The sequence below is a fragment of the Marinobacterium ramblicola genome (assembly GCF_019084545.1).
Taxonomy (GTDB): Bacteria; Pseudomonadota; Gammaproteobacteria; order Pseudomonadales; family Balneatricaceae; genus Marinobacterium_D; species Marinobacterium_D ramblicola.
Map to the genome: position 1 here is coordinate 146,797 of NZ_JAHREP010000003.1, position 14,055 is coordinate 160,851.

Consider the following 14,055-nt stretch of genomic DNA (forward strand, 5'->3'; position numbering starts at 1 on the left):
ATGGGGCTGGACCCGTTACTTCTGCTGCTTCTGGTAGCAGCGATTGCAATAGGCTGGGCGCTTTGCCGCTGGCAATATGCTCAGCGTAGCGAGGGCTATCCCGGCCAGCTTTCCGGTTCAGACCTGAGCCGTGACTATTTCCAGGGGCTCGATCATCTGATGAGCGACCGCCCGGATGAGGCGATCGAGAGCTTCATCCGCGCTCTGGAGATAAATTCCGATACCATACCTGCTCATCTTGCACTGGCTCGCTTGTTGCGGCGCAAGGGCGAGGTGGAGCGCGCTATCCGCCTGCATCAGACACTGCTGGCACGTTCGGGGTTGTCCCATCAGGATTTTATTCGCATACAGATGGCGCTGGCGCGCGACTACGAAGCGATAGGTTTGTTGGATCGTGCGGAGAATCTGCTACATGAAGTGATTCGTGATAACCCAGGTCCGCAGATGCGCGCCCAGGCGCTGAAGCTGCTGATCAAGCTCTATGAAAAAGAGGGGGAGTGGCGTGATGCGCTGGAGAGCGGGCGCCAGTTAGACCTAAACGAGCGCGCAGCGATTGCGCCGGCGCTGGCACAATATTGTTGCGAATTGGCGGAGCTCAGTTTGGCCAAGCGGCAGTGGCGAGAAGCAGAGACCTCACTGCGCGAGGCGCTGGGCTTCAACGCGAAGGCGGTCAGGGCCACACTGCTGTTGGCGCGAATGGCGATGGAGCGGCAGGCGTGGAACGATGCCATCAAAGCCCTGCGCCGCGTCAGGGAGCAGGAGCCGCTGCTGGTGTCGGAGACCATCCCCATGCTGCAGCGCTGCTACCAGGAAACCGGTCGTCTGCGAGAGTTTGAAAGCTATCTCGAAAGCTGTATGGTACTCGCGCCTTCGACGACCGTTCTGCTTGCACGTGCCGAGCTGATTCGTGAGCGTGATGGTGTGGTCGCGGCAGGGCTGTTTATCACCGATGAGCTGAAAAATCGGCCCTCCGTACGTGGGTTTAATCGTTTGATCGACCTGCATCTGGAATACGGTGTGAGCAGTGCCCGGGAAAGCCTGAGTGTACTACGGGGACTGACCGGCCAACTTGAACAGAGTAAACCTAAGTACCAGTGCGTGCGTTGCGGCTTCGCCGGACGTACCCTGCATTGGCACTGTCCCTCCTGCAGGGAGTGGGACAGTACCCGGCCGATCCAGGGGCTGGAGGGTGAATGAGCCGAATGAGAGTGAAAAGATGAGTATTGATAAGCCAGTTATCGTGGCCTTGGATTATCCTGATCAGAACAGTGCGCTGGATATGGCGCGTCGACTGGATCCGCAACTGTGTCGGGTCAAGGTGGGTAAGGAGCTGTTTACCCGGGCCGGGCCCGCCATTGTTGAGTCTCTGCAGGGGCTTGGGTTCGAGCTGTTTCTGGACCTCAAATTCCACGATATCCCCAATACCACCGCCAAGGCCGTGCGTGCCGCCGCCGAACTGGGGGTATGGATGGTCAACGTGCATGCCAGTGGCGGTCGGCGGATGATGGAGGCCGCGCGTGAGGAGCTGGCGCAGGTGGCCGGTGCCTCGACCCAACTGATTGCGGTGACGGTGCTGACCAGTATGGAGCGAGCGGATCTGGCTGAGATCGGGCTGGATATCGATCCACTGGAACAGGTGCTGCGTCTGGCGCGCTTGACGCATGATTGCGGGCTGGATGGTGTTGTCTGTTCGGCGCAGGAGGCCAAGGCGCTGCGCGCACAGATCGGTAAAGGGTTCAGTCTGGTCACGCCCGGTATACGTCCGGCCAGCGCGTCAGTGGGCGATCAACGACGGATACTGACACCTGCCGATGCGATAGCCGCCGGTGCCAGTTACCTGGTGGTCGGGCGGCCGATCACTCAGGCACAGGATCCCGCGGCTGCGGCGGCGGAGATTCTGGCCGAGGTACACCAGGCACAAAACGCGGATTAACGGTTGGCAAACACCACCTTCCCACGATATAGTCGAGTCTGCTGATCAAGGAGTGGTCAGCAGGCTGATCGAAGCCTGATCAACATTAACGACAAGGAGTTTGTCATGCGTACTTTGTTCAAGGCGCTAGCGCTGAGCCTCGCCTGTGTTTCCCCTCTGAGCTTTGCCTCACCCGTCAATATCAATACCGCGACTGCCGAACAGATTGCAGATGCACTCAGTGGCGTCGGTCCCGCGAAGGCGCAGGCGATTGTTGCCTATCGCGAGCAGAAAGGCCCCTTCACCAGTGTCGAGCAGTTGACCGAGGTAAAGGGGATCGGTGTCTCCACTATCGATAAGAATCGCGATCAGATCCAGTTGGATGGGGCTGCGACAAACGAGTAACTGAGCGCTACACCGCGGGCCAGTGGGCGGTAAGACCCTGGCCCGTTTCGCTACAGGATAAATGCCAGAGTCAATGGAATGATCGCCAGGCTTGCCATGTTGCTGATCAATACGATGGATGCGACCTGTTGAGGTTCCTGGTTATAACGCTCCGATACCATGTAGTTCAGTACTGCCGGCGGCAGGGCACCGAACAGTATCAGGTAAGCGGTCTGCTGCTGATCGAGTCCGAGTGCGAAGGTGACGGGTATTGCGATCAACAAGCCGCTCAAGGGGGCAAGAAACGATCCCCAAAGTCCCGGCTTCCAGTTGCTGAAGTCGATGCTGGTCATACGCACCCCCAGTGCGAACAGCATCAGCGGAATGGCGATCTTGCCGAGCATGTCGATCGGTGTGTGAACCACCATCGGCAGGGGTAGTTTAAACAGACTCCAGATCAGCCCCGCTACAGTTGCCAGAATCATCGGATTGCGCGCCAGCGTCATCGGATGGGTGCGGTGATCCATGATGTACATGCCAACGGTAAAGTGCAGCAGGTTTTCCACCAGAAACATCACCACGGCAGCGGGCAGAGCATATTCGCCGAAGGCGAGTACGACCAGCGGTATGCCCAGGTTGCCGCTGTTGTTGAACATCATTGGTGGTACGAAGGTTTTTGGTGCTACCCCGATCAGCCGGCATAGCGGCCAGACCAGCAGGCCCGATCCGAGCACGACCAGAAGGGCCCCTATCGCCAGATCGATATGGGTGACCAGATCGAACGATTTCGCCGACATAACGGAAAAGATCAGCGCCGGGCAGAATAGGTCCATGTTGATGCGGTTGGCGACCGACATATCGACATGCGAGCGACGGGCATAGATATAGCCGAGCCCTACGATCGCGACCAGAGGGACGACCGTCTGAAAGATCCGCTCGATGAGCTGGAGAGATGTAACATCCATTTGAGGTCCTTAGCGCAGGGGCAGGCAAGCCCCTGCGGCCGAAACGCCCTTCGGCGTTGGCCGGCAGGACGTTGCGTGAATTACAGGTATTGCTTGCCGGTCGGCACGACGAAAACCGGAATCTTAGCCTGTCTTACTACATGATGGGTAGTCGGGCTGTGGTGGCCGAAGGTGTTCTCCTGACCCATGACGATCAGGTCAGCACCCAGTTTTTCGGCCTGGCGCAGGATGGTTTCCGAGTGCTGGCCTTCGGCGACCACTGGCTCGATCTCGAAGTCGAAATCGCGTCCCATTGCCTTCAACTCCTCGTCCCTGAACTTTTCCAGTCGCTCCTTCATCTGCTCCAGTACGCGGTTGATCCCCTCGTCGTGCATCTTTTTGATTACATCATCCGGCAGGTAGCTGTGGATCAGCGCGCGCCCCATTTCGCCCACCGGTTCAACCACATGCAGCATGATGATTCTGGCGCCCAGACTATGTGCCAGTTGTACTGCGTGCCGGAATACGGGGCGGGTATGGGCGCCCAGTGAGCTGGTATACAGAATGGTTTTGATCTCTGGCAGTGCCATGTTGCTCTCCTTTTGTGGCGATCAGTCTTGTGTCTGATCTGCGCCGACTGTTTGTCGTCGACTATGTTGGGTCGACTGTAGCGGTTTTAGCATCGCTGGCACATCGCGCCAGCAGATAAACAATTGATTTGTACTCTATGCCGCTGTGATGGCTGAGGCCGATCTCGCAGGTTCGACTGCTGGAGAACCCCTCGGCGCAGTGTCCGACGCTGTCCTTTAGCGTTCTCAACGCACTGGCATTGAGTTCCGGCGTGCTAAACCCCTTGTCCCCGGCAAAGCCGCAGCAGCTGATGTCGTCCGGTATCACGACGTCGGTAGCGCAATATGCTGCGATGCGCCTGAGTGCATCGGCCTGACCCATCCGGGTTGCGCTGCAGGTGATATGCAGGGCGATCGGTTCGGCTATCGGGTTCAGGTTTAACCTCTCCACCACGAACCGGTCAAGGAAATCGATGCTGTCATACAGTTCGATAACCGGATCGATCTTCTCTTTCAGTCTCAGAGTACAGGGACTGGTATCAGAATAGACCGGAATTCGACCTTGTTCAGTGATGCGCAGCAACTCTTTGTCAAGCTCCTGCGATTTCATATCCGCAGTCTCGTACATCCCTTTGGACTGGAATGGCATGCCGCAGCACAGGGACTCGATCTGATCGGGGTAGATGACATCGAATCCCGCCTGGGTCAGCAGGGTATGGGTCACCTCTATCAGCGGTCGGGCGTCGCTACCGTGCTGAGGTCCCATCACTCGGCTTGCGCAGCTAGGCAGATAGACCACCTTGGGGCGCATAGAGTCGTCAGCGGCTTGCATGGACGGGAGTTCGCGCGGGTTCAGTCGCGGGGCGCCGGTCGGCATCGCCGGCGTCCACTGCTGCACCCTGTTGCCGGAGAGCTTGCGCATGCCGGAGGTGAGTTTGCTCATGGCGCTGGTGCCGATAAGGCGGTGCATTCCATCCGCGAGATTGAGGGTGATGCGGCTGGCGCTGCCGATACCGGCGTAGTGGCGGGCTATCCAGTCCGCAGTGCCGCGGTGACGGGTGTTGCGCTGATGACGAATGGATCGGGTCAGATCGCCGGTGTTGATGCCGACTGGGCAGGCGGTGGAGCAGAGGCCACAGGCAGCGCAGGTGTCGTCACCCTGATAGCGGTAGTCCTTGCGTAATCTTTTCAGCCGTTCCGGATCGTCGCCACTGCGCTCGAGTCGGGCGATCTCGCGCCAGATCACGATGCGCTGGCGCGGTGTCAGCGTCAGCGCCCGGGAGGGGCAGCTGGGTTCGCAGAAGCCGCACTCGATACAGGTGTCGATCAGCGGGTCGGCGGCGGGCATCGGTTTCAGGTTGCTCAGGTGTATATCGGCATCCTGGTTCAGGATGACGCCGGGGTTCAAGATCTGTTGCGGATCGAGCAGTTGTTTCAGCTCCCACATCAGCGCGTAGGCTTCCGCGCCCCACTCGAGCTCGACATAGGGGGCCATGTTGCGACCGGTACCGTGCTCGGCCTTCAGCGAGCCGTCGTAACGACCGACGATCAGGTTGGCGACATCATCCATCAGACCCGAGTAGCGTTCGATCTCCTCTGGTGTATCGAACGATTGGGTAAAGACGAAATGCAGATTGCCCTCCAGCGCATGACCGAAGATCAGTGCTTCAGGGTAACCCCAGCGTTCAAAGATACGGTGCAGGTCGTCGACCGCCTCGGCCAATTGCGGCACCGGTACCGCGATATCCTCGATGATCACCGTGGTGCCGGTGTTGCGCACGGCACCCACGGCGGGGAACAGCCCCTTACGGATCGCCCAATATTGAGCGCAGGTGGCGGGGTCCGAGGTGAACTCCACCGGTCGGCTGGTGGGAAGTTCTGCGATGGCAGCGCAGATGCGTCGGGCCTGCTCTTCGAGGCTCTGCCCATCGGCGGCGCGGGTTTCGATCAGCAGCGCTGCGGCATCATCCGGTAGCTCACGGATGAACTCGGGCATGCCCGGCTTTTGCTCGATCGATCGCAGGCCGGCACGGTCGATCAGCTCCACCGCATCCACCGGCTCCGACTTGACCCGCGCCACTGCTTCGCAGGCGGTATGCAGCCGGTCGAAGAACACCAGTGCCGAAGCCTTGTGCGGATGGTCCGGCACCGTCCGGTAGGTGATCTCGGAGATAAAGCCGAGTGTGCCTTCAGAGCCGATCATCAGATGCTGCAGGATATCAATCGGGTCCTCGTAGTCGATCAGCGCATTGAGTGCATAGCCCGTGGTGTTCTTCAGTCGGTATTTGTGCGCAATGCGGTCGGCCAGGGGCTGGTTGGCCCGGGTGAGTCGGGCCAGGGCGTCCAGCGCATCCAGCAAGCTACGGTGGCTTTGGCGAAACGCGGCGACGCTGTCGTCGTTGGCGGTGTCGAGCAAGCTGCCGTCGGCCAGGATCATGCGCATCGAATCCAGGGTTCGGTAACTGTTGTGTGCGGTACCGCAGCACATGCCGCTGGCATTATTGGCAGCGATGCCACCAATCTTGGCCGCATTGATCGATGCCGGGTCCGGGCCGATCTTGCGTTGGAAGGGGGCGAGGTAGCGGTTGGCCTGAGCGCCGATGACACCGGGTTGTAGACTGATGCGTCGGGCATTATCCAGAATGCGATGACCGCTCCAGCCGTCACCGAGGGTGACCAATACCGAATCGGTGATCGCCTGTCCGGACAGGCTGGTGCCGGCGGCACGAAAGGTGATCGGGACCTTCTGCTGATCGGCCAGTTGGACAATGCCGATCACCTCCTCCTCGCTCTCCGCGCGAACCACCAGTTGCGGGATTAGTCGGTAGAAACTGGCGTCGGTGCCATAGGCCAGGGTGCGTAACGGATCGTGGATCAGTCGCGATTCGGGAATGAAGGTCCGGAGCTGATCATAAAAGGCCTGGTATGCCGGTATCATGTGCGTAACTAACCTCATTGACTTTGGCCGCTCCAAATTGCGGGCGGAAACTGCAACCGGCGAGGTGGATGCCTCGCCGGGTAAAACCTGGGTCTATCCAGTTATGGTGGACGATCACCCGTAGGCGTTGGCCGGCAGCCAGAGCACCAGTTGCGGGAGGAAGATCAGCACCAGCAGCGCCAGCAACTGCAACAGGATGAACGGAATGACGCCCTTGTAGATATCGGTCAGCTTGACGTCCGGCGGACATACCCCTTTCAGGTAGAATAGCGCAAAGCCTACCGGCGGCGTCAGGAATGAGGTCTGCAACGCCATCGCCACCAGCATCACGAACCAGACCAGCTCCGGGTTGTCGACCACGCCATAGCCATCGATCTCCAGCCCCAGCGCCGAGATCACCGGTGCCAGCAGCGGCAGGATGATCAGGGTGATCTCGATCCAGTCAAGGAAGAAACCGAGCAGGAAGATCACGCCGAGGATAAAGAAGATGATGCCGTAGGGGCCGAATGGCAGCCCGGTCAGGAACGACTCGATCAACTCGTCGCCGCCCAGCTCGCGCAGCACCAGCGCGAAGCAGGTGGCGCCGATGAAGATGGCGAAGATGTAGGCGGTGGTGTTCATGGTGCCGGACATCACCTCCTTCAATACCTGGAAGCTGAACTTCCTGTTGTACATCGCCAGCAGCGTGGCGCCGAAGGCACCGACGCCGGAGGCTTCGGTCGGTGTGGCGATGCCGGCGAAGATTGAGCCCAGCACGACGAAGATCAGCAGCAGGGTCGGCAGTACCGCCTTCATCACGTTGAGGAACGCGGCCGGCGTCACCGGCTTGGCGTCCTCTGGAGCGGGGGCCGCTCCCGGCTTCAGCCAGCCGGTGATCAGGATGTAGATGATATACATCGCGCCCAGCATCAGGCCCGGCACGACCGCGCCCATGAACAGATCGCCCACCGACAGTCCTAACTGGTCGGCCATGATCACCAGCATGATCGAGGGCGGGATCAGGATGCCGAGGGTACCGGCGGAGGCGATGGTGCCCAGCGCCAGCGGCATGGAGTAGCCCTGCTTGGTCATCGTCGATAGCGACATTACTGCCAGCAGCACCACCGACGCGCCGATAATGCCGGTCGATGCGGCGAGGATGATGCCGATGGCGGTAACGGTGATCGCCAGCCCGCCGCGCACCCGGCCGAACAGCTCCTGCATCGACTGCATCAGGCGCTCGGCGACGCCGGACTTGTCCAGCATGATGCCCATGAAGATAAACATCGGCAGCGCGACCAGGATCCAGTTGTCCATGATCTTCCACAGCCGGTTCACCACCAGACCCAGCGTGGTGTAGTCCAGTCCGGTGATCGTGTCCAGATGAAGGTCGGCCAGGTAACCGATGCCGGCGAACAGCACGCCGGTACCGCCCAGCACCCAGGCCACGGGGATGCCGGTGAACAGCAGCGCGATGAAGGTCAGGAACATCGCGATAACCAGAATCTCGTTGATATCCATTGCTTACTCCCCCCGTGCCAGCAGCGTCAGTTCGCGAATCAGGCGCGAGATCATCGCCAGCCCCAACAGTGCCAGGGTGAGCGGTATGGCGCTCTTGATCAGCCAGCGCCAGGGTAGCCCGGACGGGGCGGAGGAGTGCTCGTTGATGCGCCAGGAGTCGGCGACGAAATCCAGGCTGTGCAGGAAGGTGATGACGATGAACGGCATCACCAGCACCAGGATGCCGAGCACCTCGATCACACGCTTGGTTTTGTTGCTGAAACGGGTATAGAACAGGTCGACGCGGACATGTGAGTTGGTGACCTGTGCATAACTCAAACCGAACATGACACCGACCGCGTAGAGATGCCACTGCAGCTCCTCCAGCGCGATCAGGCCATGAGCGAACCCCTTGCGCAGCACCACCTGCAGAATAATTACCAATACCAGCAGTACATAGACCCAGGCCACGCCGAGCCCGATACGCTTTATCAGCCGGTCGATGCCGTCGGCCAGCGGCACTGGCGGCAGCTTGTCTTGTTCAGTCACCGGAAGACCCTACCCTGTTAATTCAATCGATCGTCGAGGTTGCCCGAAGCGGGCGGTGCCGCTCCTGCGCATCCATGCGCCCGCGGCATACCGTACATCCTGTACATAAGACAGGCGGTCCGCAGCGACGGACCGCCCGTGGAGGCATTGCGTGTGCGGATCAGTTCTTCTGCACGCGTGGCAGGAAGGCATTGGCTTCCCAGAGGTCATAACCCTGGCGGAAGGTGCTCATGTCATCCCATACCTTCTTGAAGAACGGATCGGCGGCGCTCTTTTCGGTCACCACTTCGTCCCACTTGGTCTTGAAGGTATCCAGCATGGTCTGGTTCCAGTAACGGATCTCGACACCGTCCTGCTTGGCCTTCTCCATTACCGGGAACTGCATCGCCTCGCCTTCGGCGATGGCGTTGGTCATCGACGCCTTGCAGGTGTTCTCCACGATCGCCTGCTTGCTCTCGCTCATCTCTTTCCAGGTGTCCTTATTCACCAGCAGTTCGAACACGGTGGCCTGCTGGTGCCAGCCCGGGAAGTAGTTGTACTTGACGATCTTATGCAGGCCCAGACGCTGATCGATCGCCGGCTGGGAGAACTCGGTGGCATCGATGGCACCCTTCTCCAGTGCGCCGAAGATCTCGCCACCCGGCAGTTGCACGGTACCCACGCCCAGCTTCTCCATGACCGAGGCGCCAAGGCCGAAGAAGCGCATGTTCAGGCCCTGCAGATCCTCCGGTTTCTCGATCGGCTTGGAGAACCAGCCCGAGGTTTCCGGCGAGATGATGGCGCAGGGGATCACCTTAACGTTGTAGCCGCCGTTGTCGTACATCTCCTGGTACAGATTCAGGCCGTTGCCGTAGTACATCCAGGCCATGTATTCGCCCGCTTCCGGGCCGAAGGGCACGGCGGAGAACAGTGCTGCCGCCGGCAGCTTGCCCTGCCAGTAGCCGGCAGTGGAGTAACCGGAGTTCACCTTGCCGGAGGAGACTGCATCCAGGATCTCCTGCGGGCTGACCAGCTTGCCCGGCTCGTAGATCTTCATCTTGATGTCGCCGTCGGACATCAACGGCAACTGTTCGGAAACCCACTTGATCGGAGAGCCCAGCGCGGGCAGATGGGTACCAAAGGCTACCGGCGTTTTCAGCAGCAGTTTGTCGCCTGCGGCGGCGGGAGTGGACAGGGAGAGCGCGGCCCCGGCGAGGACGGCAGTGGAGAGCACTGTTTTGGCAAATTTCTTCATGACACACCCTTGGGTTCGTTGTTGTTATCTCGTGTTCGGGATGATCGCCATGGCGTCATGGGGTGGCGACGCCATGTATATCGTCTTTGATTGATTGGTAAGACCAATTGCCCTAAAGATCGATGAGGTACTGTATTTTTTTTGTACAAAGACTGTCAATAATTTTTTGTATTGATTTTTTGTGCATTGTTAGGGGTGTTTCATAGGTAGTAATACAATGGATATTTTGCGCTATTGGTAATACCAATTATTTATATGTTATTTGTATGGGATTTTAGAGGCTGGTCCCGGAAGCGGGAACGCGCTAGGATTAATGGTCTTACCAAAGTCTTCTGGTTGAGGATTTATATGGCATATCAAAGGGTTAAGCCGCCGAAGCTGTCGGATGTGATCATGGGGCAGTTGGAGGCGATGATCCTTGAGGGCACGTTGAAGCCGGGGCAGAGGTTGCCGCCGGAGCGGGAACTGGCAAAGGAGTTCGAGGTATCCCGGCCTTCATTGCGTGAAGCGGTGCAGAAGCTTGCCGCCAAGGGGTTGTTGGTCAGCCGTCAGGGCGGGGGAACCTATGTATCGGAGGATCTGGGTGGCTCCTTTTCGGACCCGCTGCTGGAGCTGTTTAGAACTCATCCCGAGGCGCAATACGACCTGCTGGAGTTTCGTCACGCCCTGGAGGGGGTGACGGCCTACTATGCTGCATTGCGCAGTACTTCGGCCGACCGTGAGGCGATCCGGAAATGCTACCGGACCCTGGAGGGATACCATGCCACCAAAGAGTTCGAGAAGGAGGTGGCGGCCGATGTGGACTTCCATCTGTCAATTGCGGCAGCAACCCATAACATGGTGTTGCTGCATATGATGCGAGCGCTGTTTCGTCTGCTGCAGCAGCACATCGGTGACAACTTGCAGAATATCTACCCCAAGGCGGATTACCGGAAGAAGATACATGAGCAGCACCAGGTGCTGATGGATGCGATCTGCGATGGTGATCCGGAGCGTGCGCGCAAGGCAGCGCACGATCATCTGGTCTATGTTGAAGAGGCTCTGCTCGAACAGGGGAGGGAAAACACTCGGCTGGAGAGGTCGCTTCGTCGTTCTGACCTCTCTCGCTAACGTTTTTGTATAAAAATTACAAATTGTAGGAGCAGTCTGATAACAATACGGACTGTAAGGGCGCTTTGTAGACTGTTTGAAACATAATGTGTAGTATCTTTACACATAATAAGTGACCCGTCGGATGTTGCAGTGCAACACCTCAGGTACTGTATTGACAGGGGCACAACCGGGAAACGGATGCTCTGGCCATGAGCCGGAGTAGAGCTCGTTCTCCCATGCAAACAAATAAGACGGCTACAGGAATCGGAGAAAGCACAGTGCAAGACGAGATGATTGACGATATCGATCCAATCGAAACCCGTGAATGGATGGAAGCGCTTGAGTCTGTCGCCAAAAACGACGGTAACGAGCGTGCGCGCTACCTGCTTACCAAGCTTGGCACCAAGGCCGCCGAAATCGGCGTCGGTGGTGCTGCCACTCTGAACACACCCTATGTGAACACCATTGCCCCGCGCGAAGAGGTACGCATGCCGGGTGATCTGTTCATGGAGCGTCGCATCCGCTCATTCATCCGCTGGAACGCGATGGCGATGGTCATGCGCGCCAACGACAACGATGAGGGCCTGGGTGGTCACATCTCCAGCTTCTCCTCATCCGCCACGCTGTACGACATCGGTTTCAACTACTTTTTCCATGGTCCGGAAGGCGACCGCGAGTCGGACATGGTGTTCTTCCAGGGACATATTTCACCGGGTATCTACGCGCGCGCCTACCTTGAAGGGCGTCTGACCGAAGAACAGCTCGATAATTTCCGCCGGGAAGTGGACGGCAACGGTCTTTCCTCCTATCCGCACCCCTGGCTGATGCCGGACTTCTGGCAGTTCCCGACCGTTTCCATGGGCTTGGGGCCGATCCAGGCGATCTACCAGGCTCACGTGATGCGTTATCTGTCTGCACGTGATCTGGTCAAACGCGGCGACCGCAAGGTCTGGGCTTTCCTCGGGGACGGTGAGTGTGACGAACCGGAAACCCTGGGTGCCATCTCGCTGGCCGGTCGTGAGCAGCTTGAAAACCTGGTGTTCGTGATCAACTGTAACCTGCAGCGTCTGGACGGTCCGGTTCGTGGTAACGGCAAGATCGTGCAGGAGCTGGAGGGGATCTTCCGCGGTGCCGGCTGGAACGTGATCAAGTGTCTGTGGGGCCGCCACTGGGATCCGCTGTTCGAGAAGGACACCAAGGGTCTGCTGGTCAAGCGCATGAACGAAGTGTGCGACGGCGAACTGCAGAACTACAAGGCCAACGGTGGCGCCTATACCCGTGAGCACTTCTTCGGCAAATATCCGGAACTGGCCGAGATGGTCAAGGATATGTCCGACGACGAGATCATGAACCTGAACCGTGGTGGTCACGATCCGTACAAGGTGTATGCGGCCTACCATCAGGCGATGAACAACAAGGGACAGCCGACCGTTATTCTGGCGCAGACCGTCAAGGGTTACGGCACCGGTCAGTCCGGCCAGGCCAAGAACGATACCCACTCGCTGAAAAAGGTGGCGATGGATGACCTCAAGTCGTTCCGCGACCGTTTCAATATTCCGCTGACCGATGATCAGTTGAAGGACGTTCCCTACTACCGTCCGGCTCCGGACTCTCCGGAGATGAAGTACATGCTCGAGCGCCGACAGAAGCTCGGTGGCTTCTACCCGGCGCGCCGCGTAGAGTTCGAGAAGCTGGAGACGCCGGATCTGGAAACCTTCTCCGGTCAGCTGAAATCCTCCGGTGACCGCACGCTGTCGACGCAGATGGCGTTGAACCGCGTTATCAGCGCGCTGGTGAAAGACAAGAACATGGGCAGCCGTGTGGTGCCTATCGTGCCTGACGAGGCGCGTACCTTCGGTATGGAGGGGATGTTCCGTCAGCTCGGTATCTACTCCTCCGCCGGTCAGCGTTACGTGCCGCATGACTCCGACCAGATCATGTTCTACAAGGAGTCGAAGACCGGTCAGATCCTGGAGGAGGGGATCAACGAGGCGGGCGCCATGTCGGCCTGGCTGGCCTGTGCCACCTCCTACGCCAACAACAACTGCACCATGGTGCCGTTCTACATCTTCTACTCCATGTTTGGCTTCCAGCGCGTCATGGACCTGTGTTGGGCCGCCGGCGATATGCAGGCGCGCGGCTTCCTGATCGGTGCCACCTCAGGTCGTACCACGCTGAACGGCGAAGGTCTGCAGCACCAGGACGGCCACAGCCACCTGATGGCGCAGATGATCCCGAACTGCGTCAGCTACGACCCGACCTACGGCTACGAAGTGGCGGTGATTGTGCAGGACGGCCTGAAGCGGATGTACCAGGATCAGGAGAACAAGTTCTACTACATCACCACGCTGAACGAGAACTACCAGCATCCGGAGATGCCCCAGGGTGCCGAAGAGGGCATCGTCAAGGGTATGTACCTGCTGGAAGAGGGCGGCAAGGCCGATCTCAAGGTACAGCTGTTCGGTTGCGGCTCTATCCTGCGCGAAGTACGCGAAGCCGCTACGCTGCTGCGTGACGAGTTCGGTGTCGAGGCGGATGTCTGGAGCACCACGTCGATCAACGAGCTGCGTCGCGATGCTCAGGCGGTGTACCGCTGGAACATGCTGCATCCGGAAGAGCAGCCGCGTGAGTCCTACGTCGAACAGGCGCTGAAAGACCATGAAGGGCCGGTCATCGCATCGACCGACTACATGCGTCTCTACGCCGATCAGCTGCGTGAGTACATCCCGCGCCGCTACAAGGTGCTCGGTACCGACGGTTTCGGCCGCTCCGATACCCGTACCAAGCTGCGTGAATTCTTCGAAGTTAACCGCTACTACGTCTGTATAGCGGCGCTGAAAGCGCTGCAGGAGGAGGGCAAGATCGAGCCTTCCGTCGTTGCCAAGGCGATGCAGAAGTTCAATCTCAACCCGGAGAAACCGGCCCCCTGGACCGTGTGATCTGGCACTGAACAT

General features: G+C 58.9%; 11 protein-coding genes. 5 read left to right on the top strand and 6 right to left on the bottom strand.

Translation table 11 applies throughout. From position 1 onward, the window contains the following. From lapB to KQ940_RS03120, 3 genes are all read left to right on the top strand, one after another. Positions 1 to 1,197 (top strand): lipopolysaccharide assembly protein LapB, encoded by a 1,197-nt coding sequence (gene lapB / locus KQ940_RS03110; protein ID WP_217411606.1) that lies wholly within the window; start codon positions 1 to 3, stop codon positions 1,195 to 1,197. Positions 1,198 to 1,216: 19 nt separating this feature from the next. Next, positions 1,217 to 1,933 carry an orotidine-5'-phosphate decarboxylase gene (gene pyrF / locus KQ940_RS03115; RefSeq protein WP_217411608.1) on the top strand — a complete coding sequence of 239 codons (717 nt, stop codon included), beginning with the start codon at positions 1,217 to 1,219 and terminating at the stop codon, positions 1,931 to 1,933. Positions 1,934 to 2,038: 105 nt separating this feature from the next. Continuing rightward, positions 2,039 to 2,317, top strand: a complete 279-nt coding sequence (locus tag KQ940_RS03120; RefSeq protein ID WP_217411610.1) for a ComEA family DNA-binding protein — start codon at positions 2,039 to 2,041, stop codon at positions 2,315 to 2,317. Positions 2,318 to 2,367: 50 nt separating this feature from the next. Here KQ940_RS03120 and KQ940_RS03125 read toward each other — a convergent pair whose 3' ends face one another. The 6 genes from KQ940_RS03125 to KQ940_RS03150 form a co-directional block, all read right to left on the bottom strand. Further along, positions 2,368 to 3,261, bottom strand: a complete 894-nt coding sequence (locus tag KQ940_RS03125; protein ID WP_217411612.1) for an AEC family transporter — start codon at positions 3,259 to 3,261, stop codon at positions 2,368 to 2,370. Positions 3,262 to 3,341: 80 nt separating this feature from the next. After that, the gene (locus KQ940_RS03130) at positions 3,342 to 3,830 is read right to left on the bottom strand and encodes a universal stress protein (protein WP_217411614.1); all 489 of its coding nucleotides are present in this window, start codon (positions 3,828 to 3,830) and stop codon (positions 3,342 to 3,344) included. Between the two features lie 61 nt (positions 3,831 to 3,891). Next, positions 3,892 to 6,747, bottom strand: a complete 2,856-nt coding sequence (locus tag KQ940_RS03135) for an FAD-binding and (Fe-S)-binding domain-containing protein (protein WP_217411616.1) — start codon at positions 6,745 to 6,747, stop codon at positions 3,892 to 3,894. A gap of 114 nt (positions 6,748 to 6,861) precedes the next feature. Further along, entirely contained in the window at positions 6,862 to 8,247 is a 1,386-nt protein-coding gene (locus KQ940_RS03140) for a TRAP transporter large permease (RefSeq protein WP_217411618.1), read from the bottom strand. Positions 8,248 to 8,250: 3 nt separating this feature from the next. Beyond that, positions 8,251 to 8,775: a TRAP transporter small permease subunit gene (locus KQ940_RS03145; protein WP_217411620.1), complete on the bottom strand. Its 525-nt coding sequence runs from the start codon at positions 8,773 to 8,775 to the stop codon at positions 8,251 to 8,253. 160 nt (positions 8,776 to 8,935) lie between these two features. Next, the gene (locus KQ940_RS03150; RefSeq protein WP_217411622.1) at positions 8,936 to 10,009 is read right to left on the bottom strand and encodes a TRAP transporter substrate-binding protein; all 1,074 of its coding nucleotides are present in this window, start codon (positions 10,007 to 10,009) and stop codon (positions 8,936 to 8,938) included. 348 nt (positions 10,010 to 10,357) lie between these two features. On the opposite strand from KQ940_RS03150, the gene pdhR reads away from it, so the two are divergent. Both pdhR and aceE read left to right on the top strand, forming a co-directional pair. Beyond that, positions 10,358 to 11,119 (top strand): pyruvate dehydrogenase complex transcriptional repressor PdhR, encoded by a 762-nt coding sequence (gene pdhR / locus KQ940_RS03155; RefSeq protein ID WP_217411624.1) that lies wholly within the window; start codon positions 10,358 to 10,360, stop codon positions 11,117 to 11,119. Positions 11,120 to 11,391: 272 nt separating this feature from the next. Continuing rightward, entirely contained in the window at positions 11,392 to 14,040 is a 2,649-nt protein-coding gene (gene aceE, locus KQ940_RS03160; protein WP_217411801.1) for a pyruvate dehydrogenase (acetyl-transferring), homodimeric type, read from the top strand. Positions 14,041 to 14,055 lie beyond the last annotated feature (15 nt).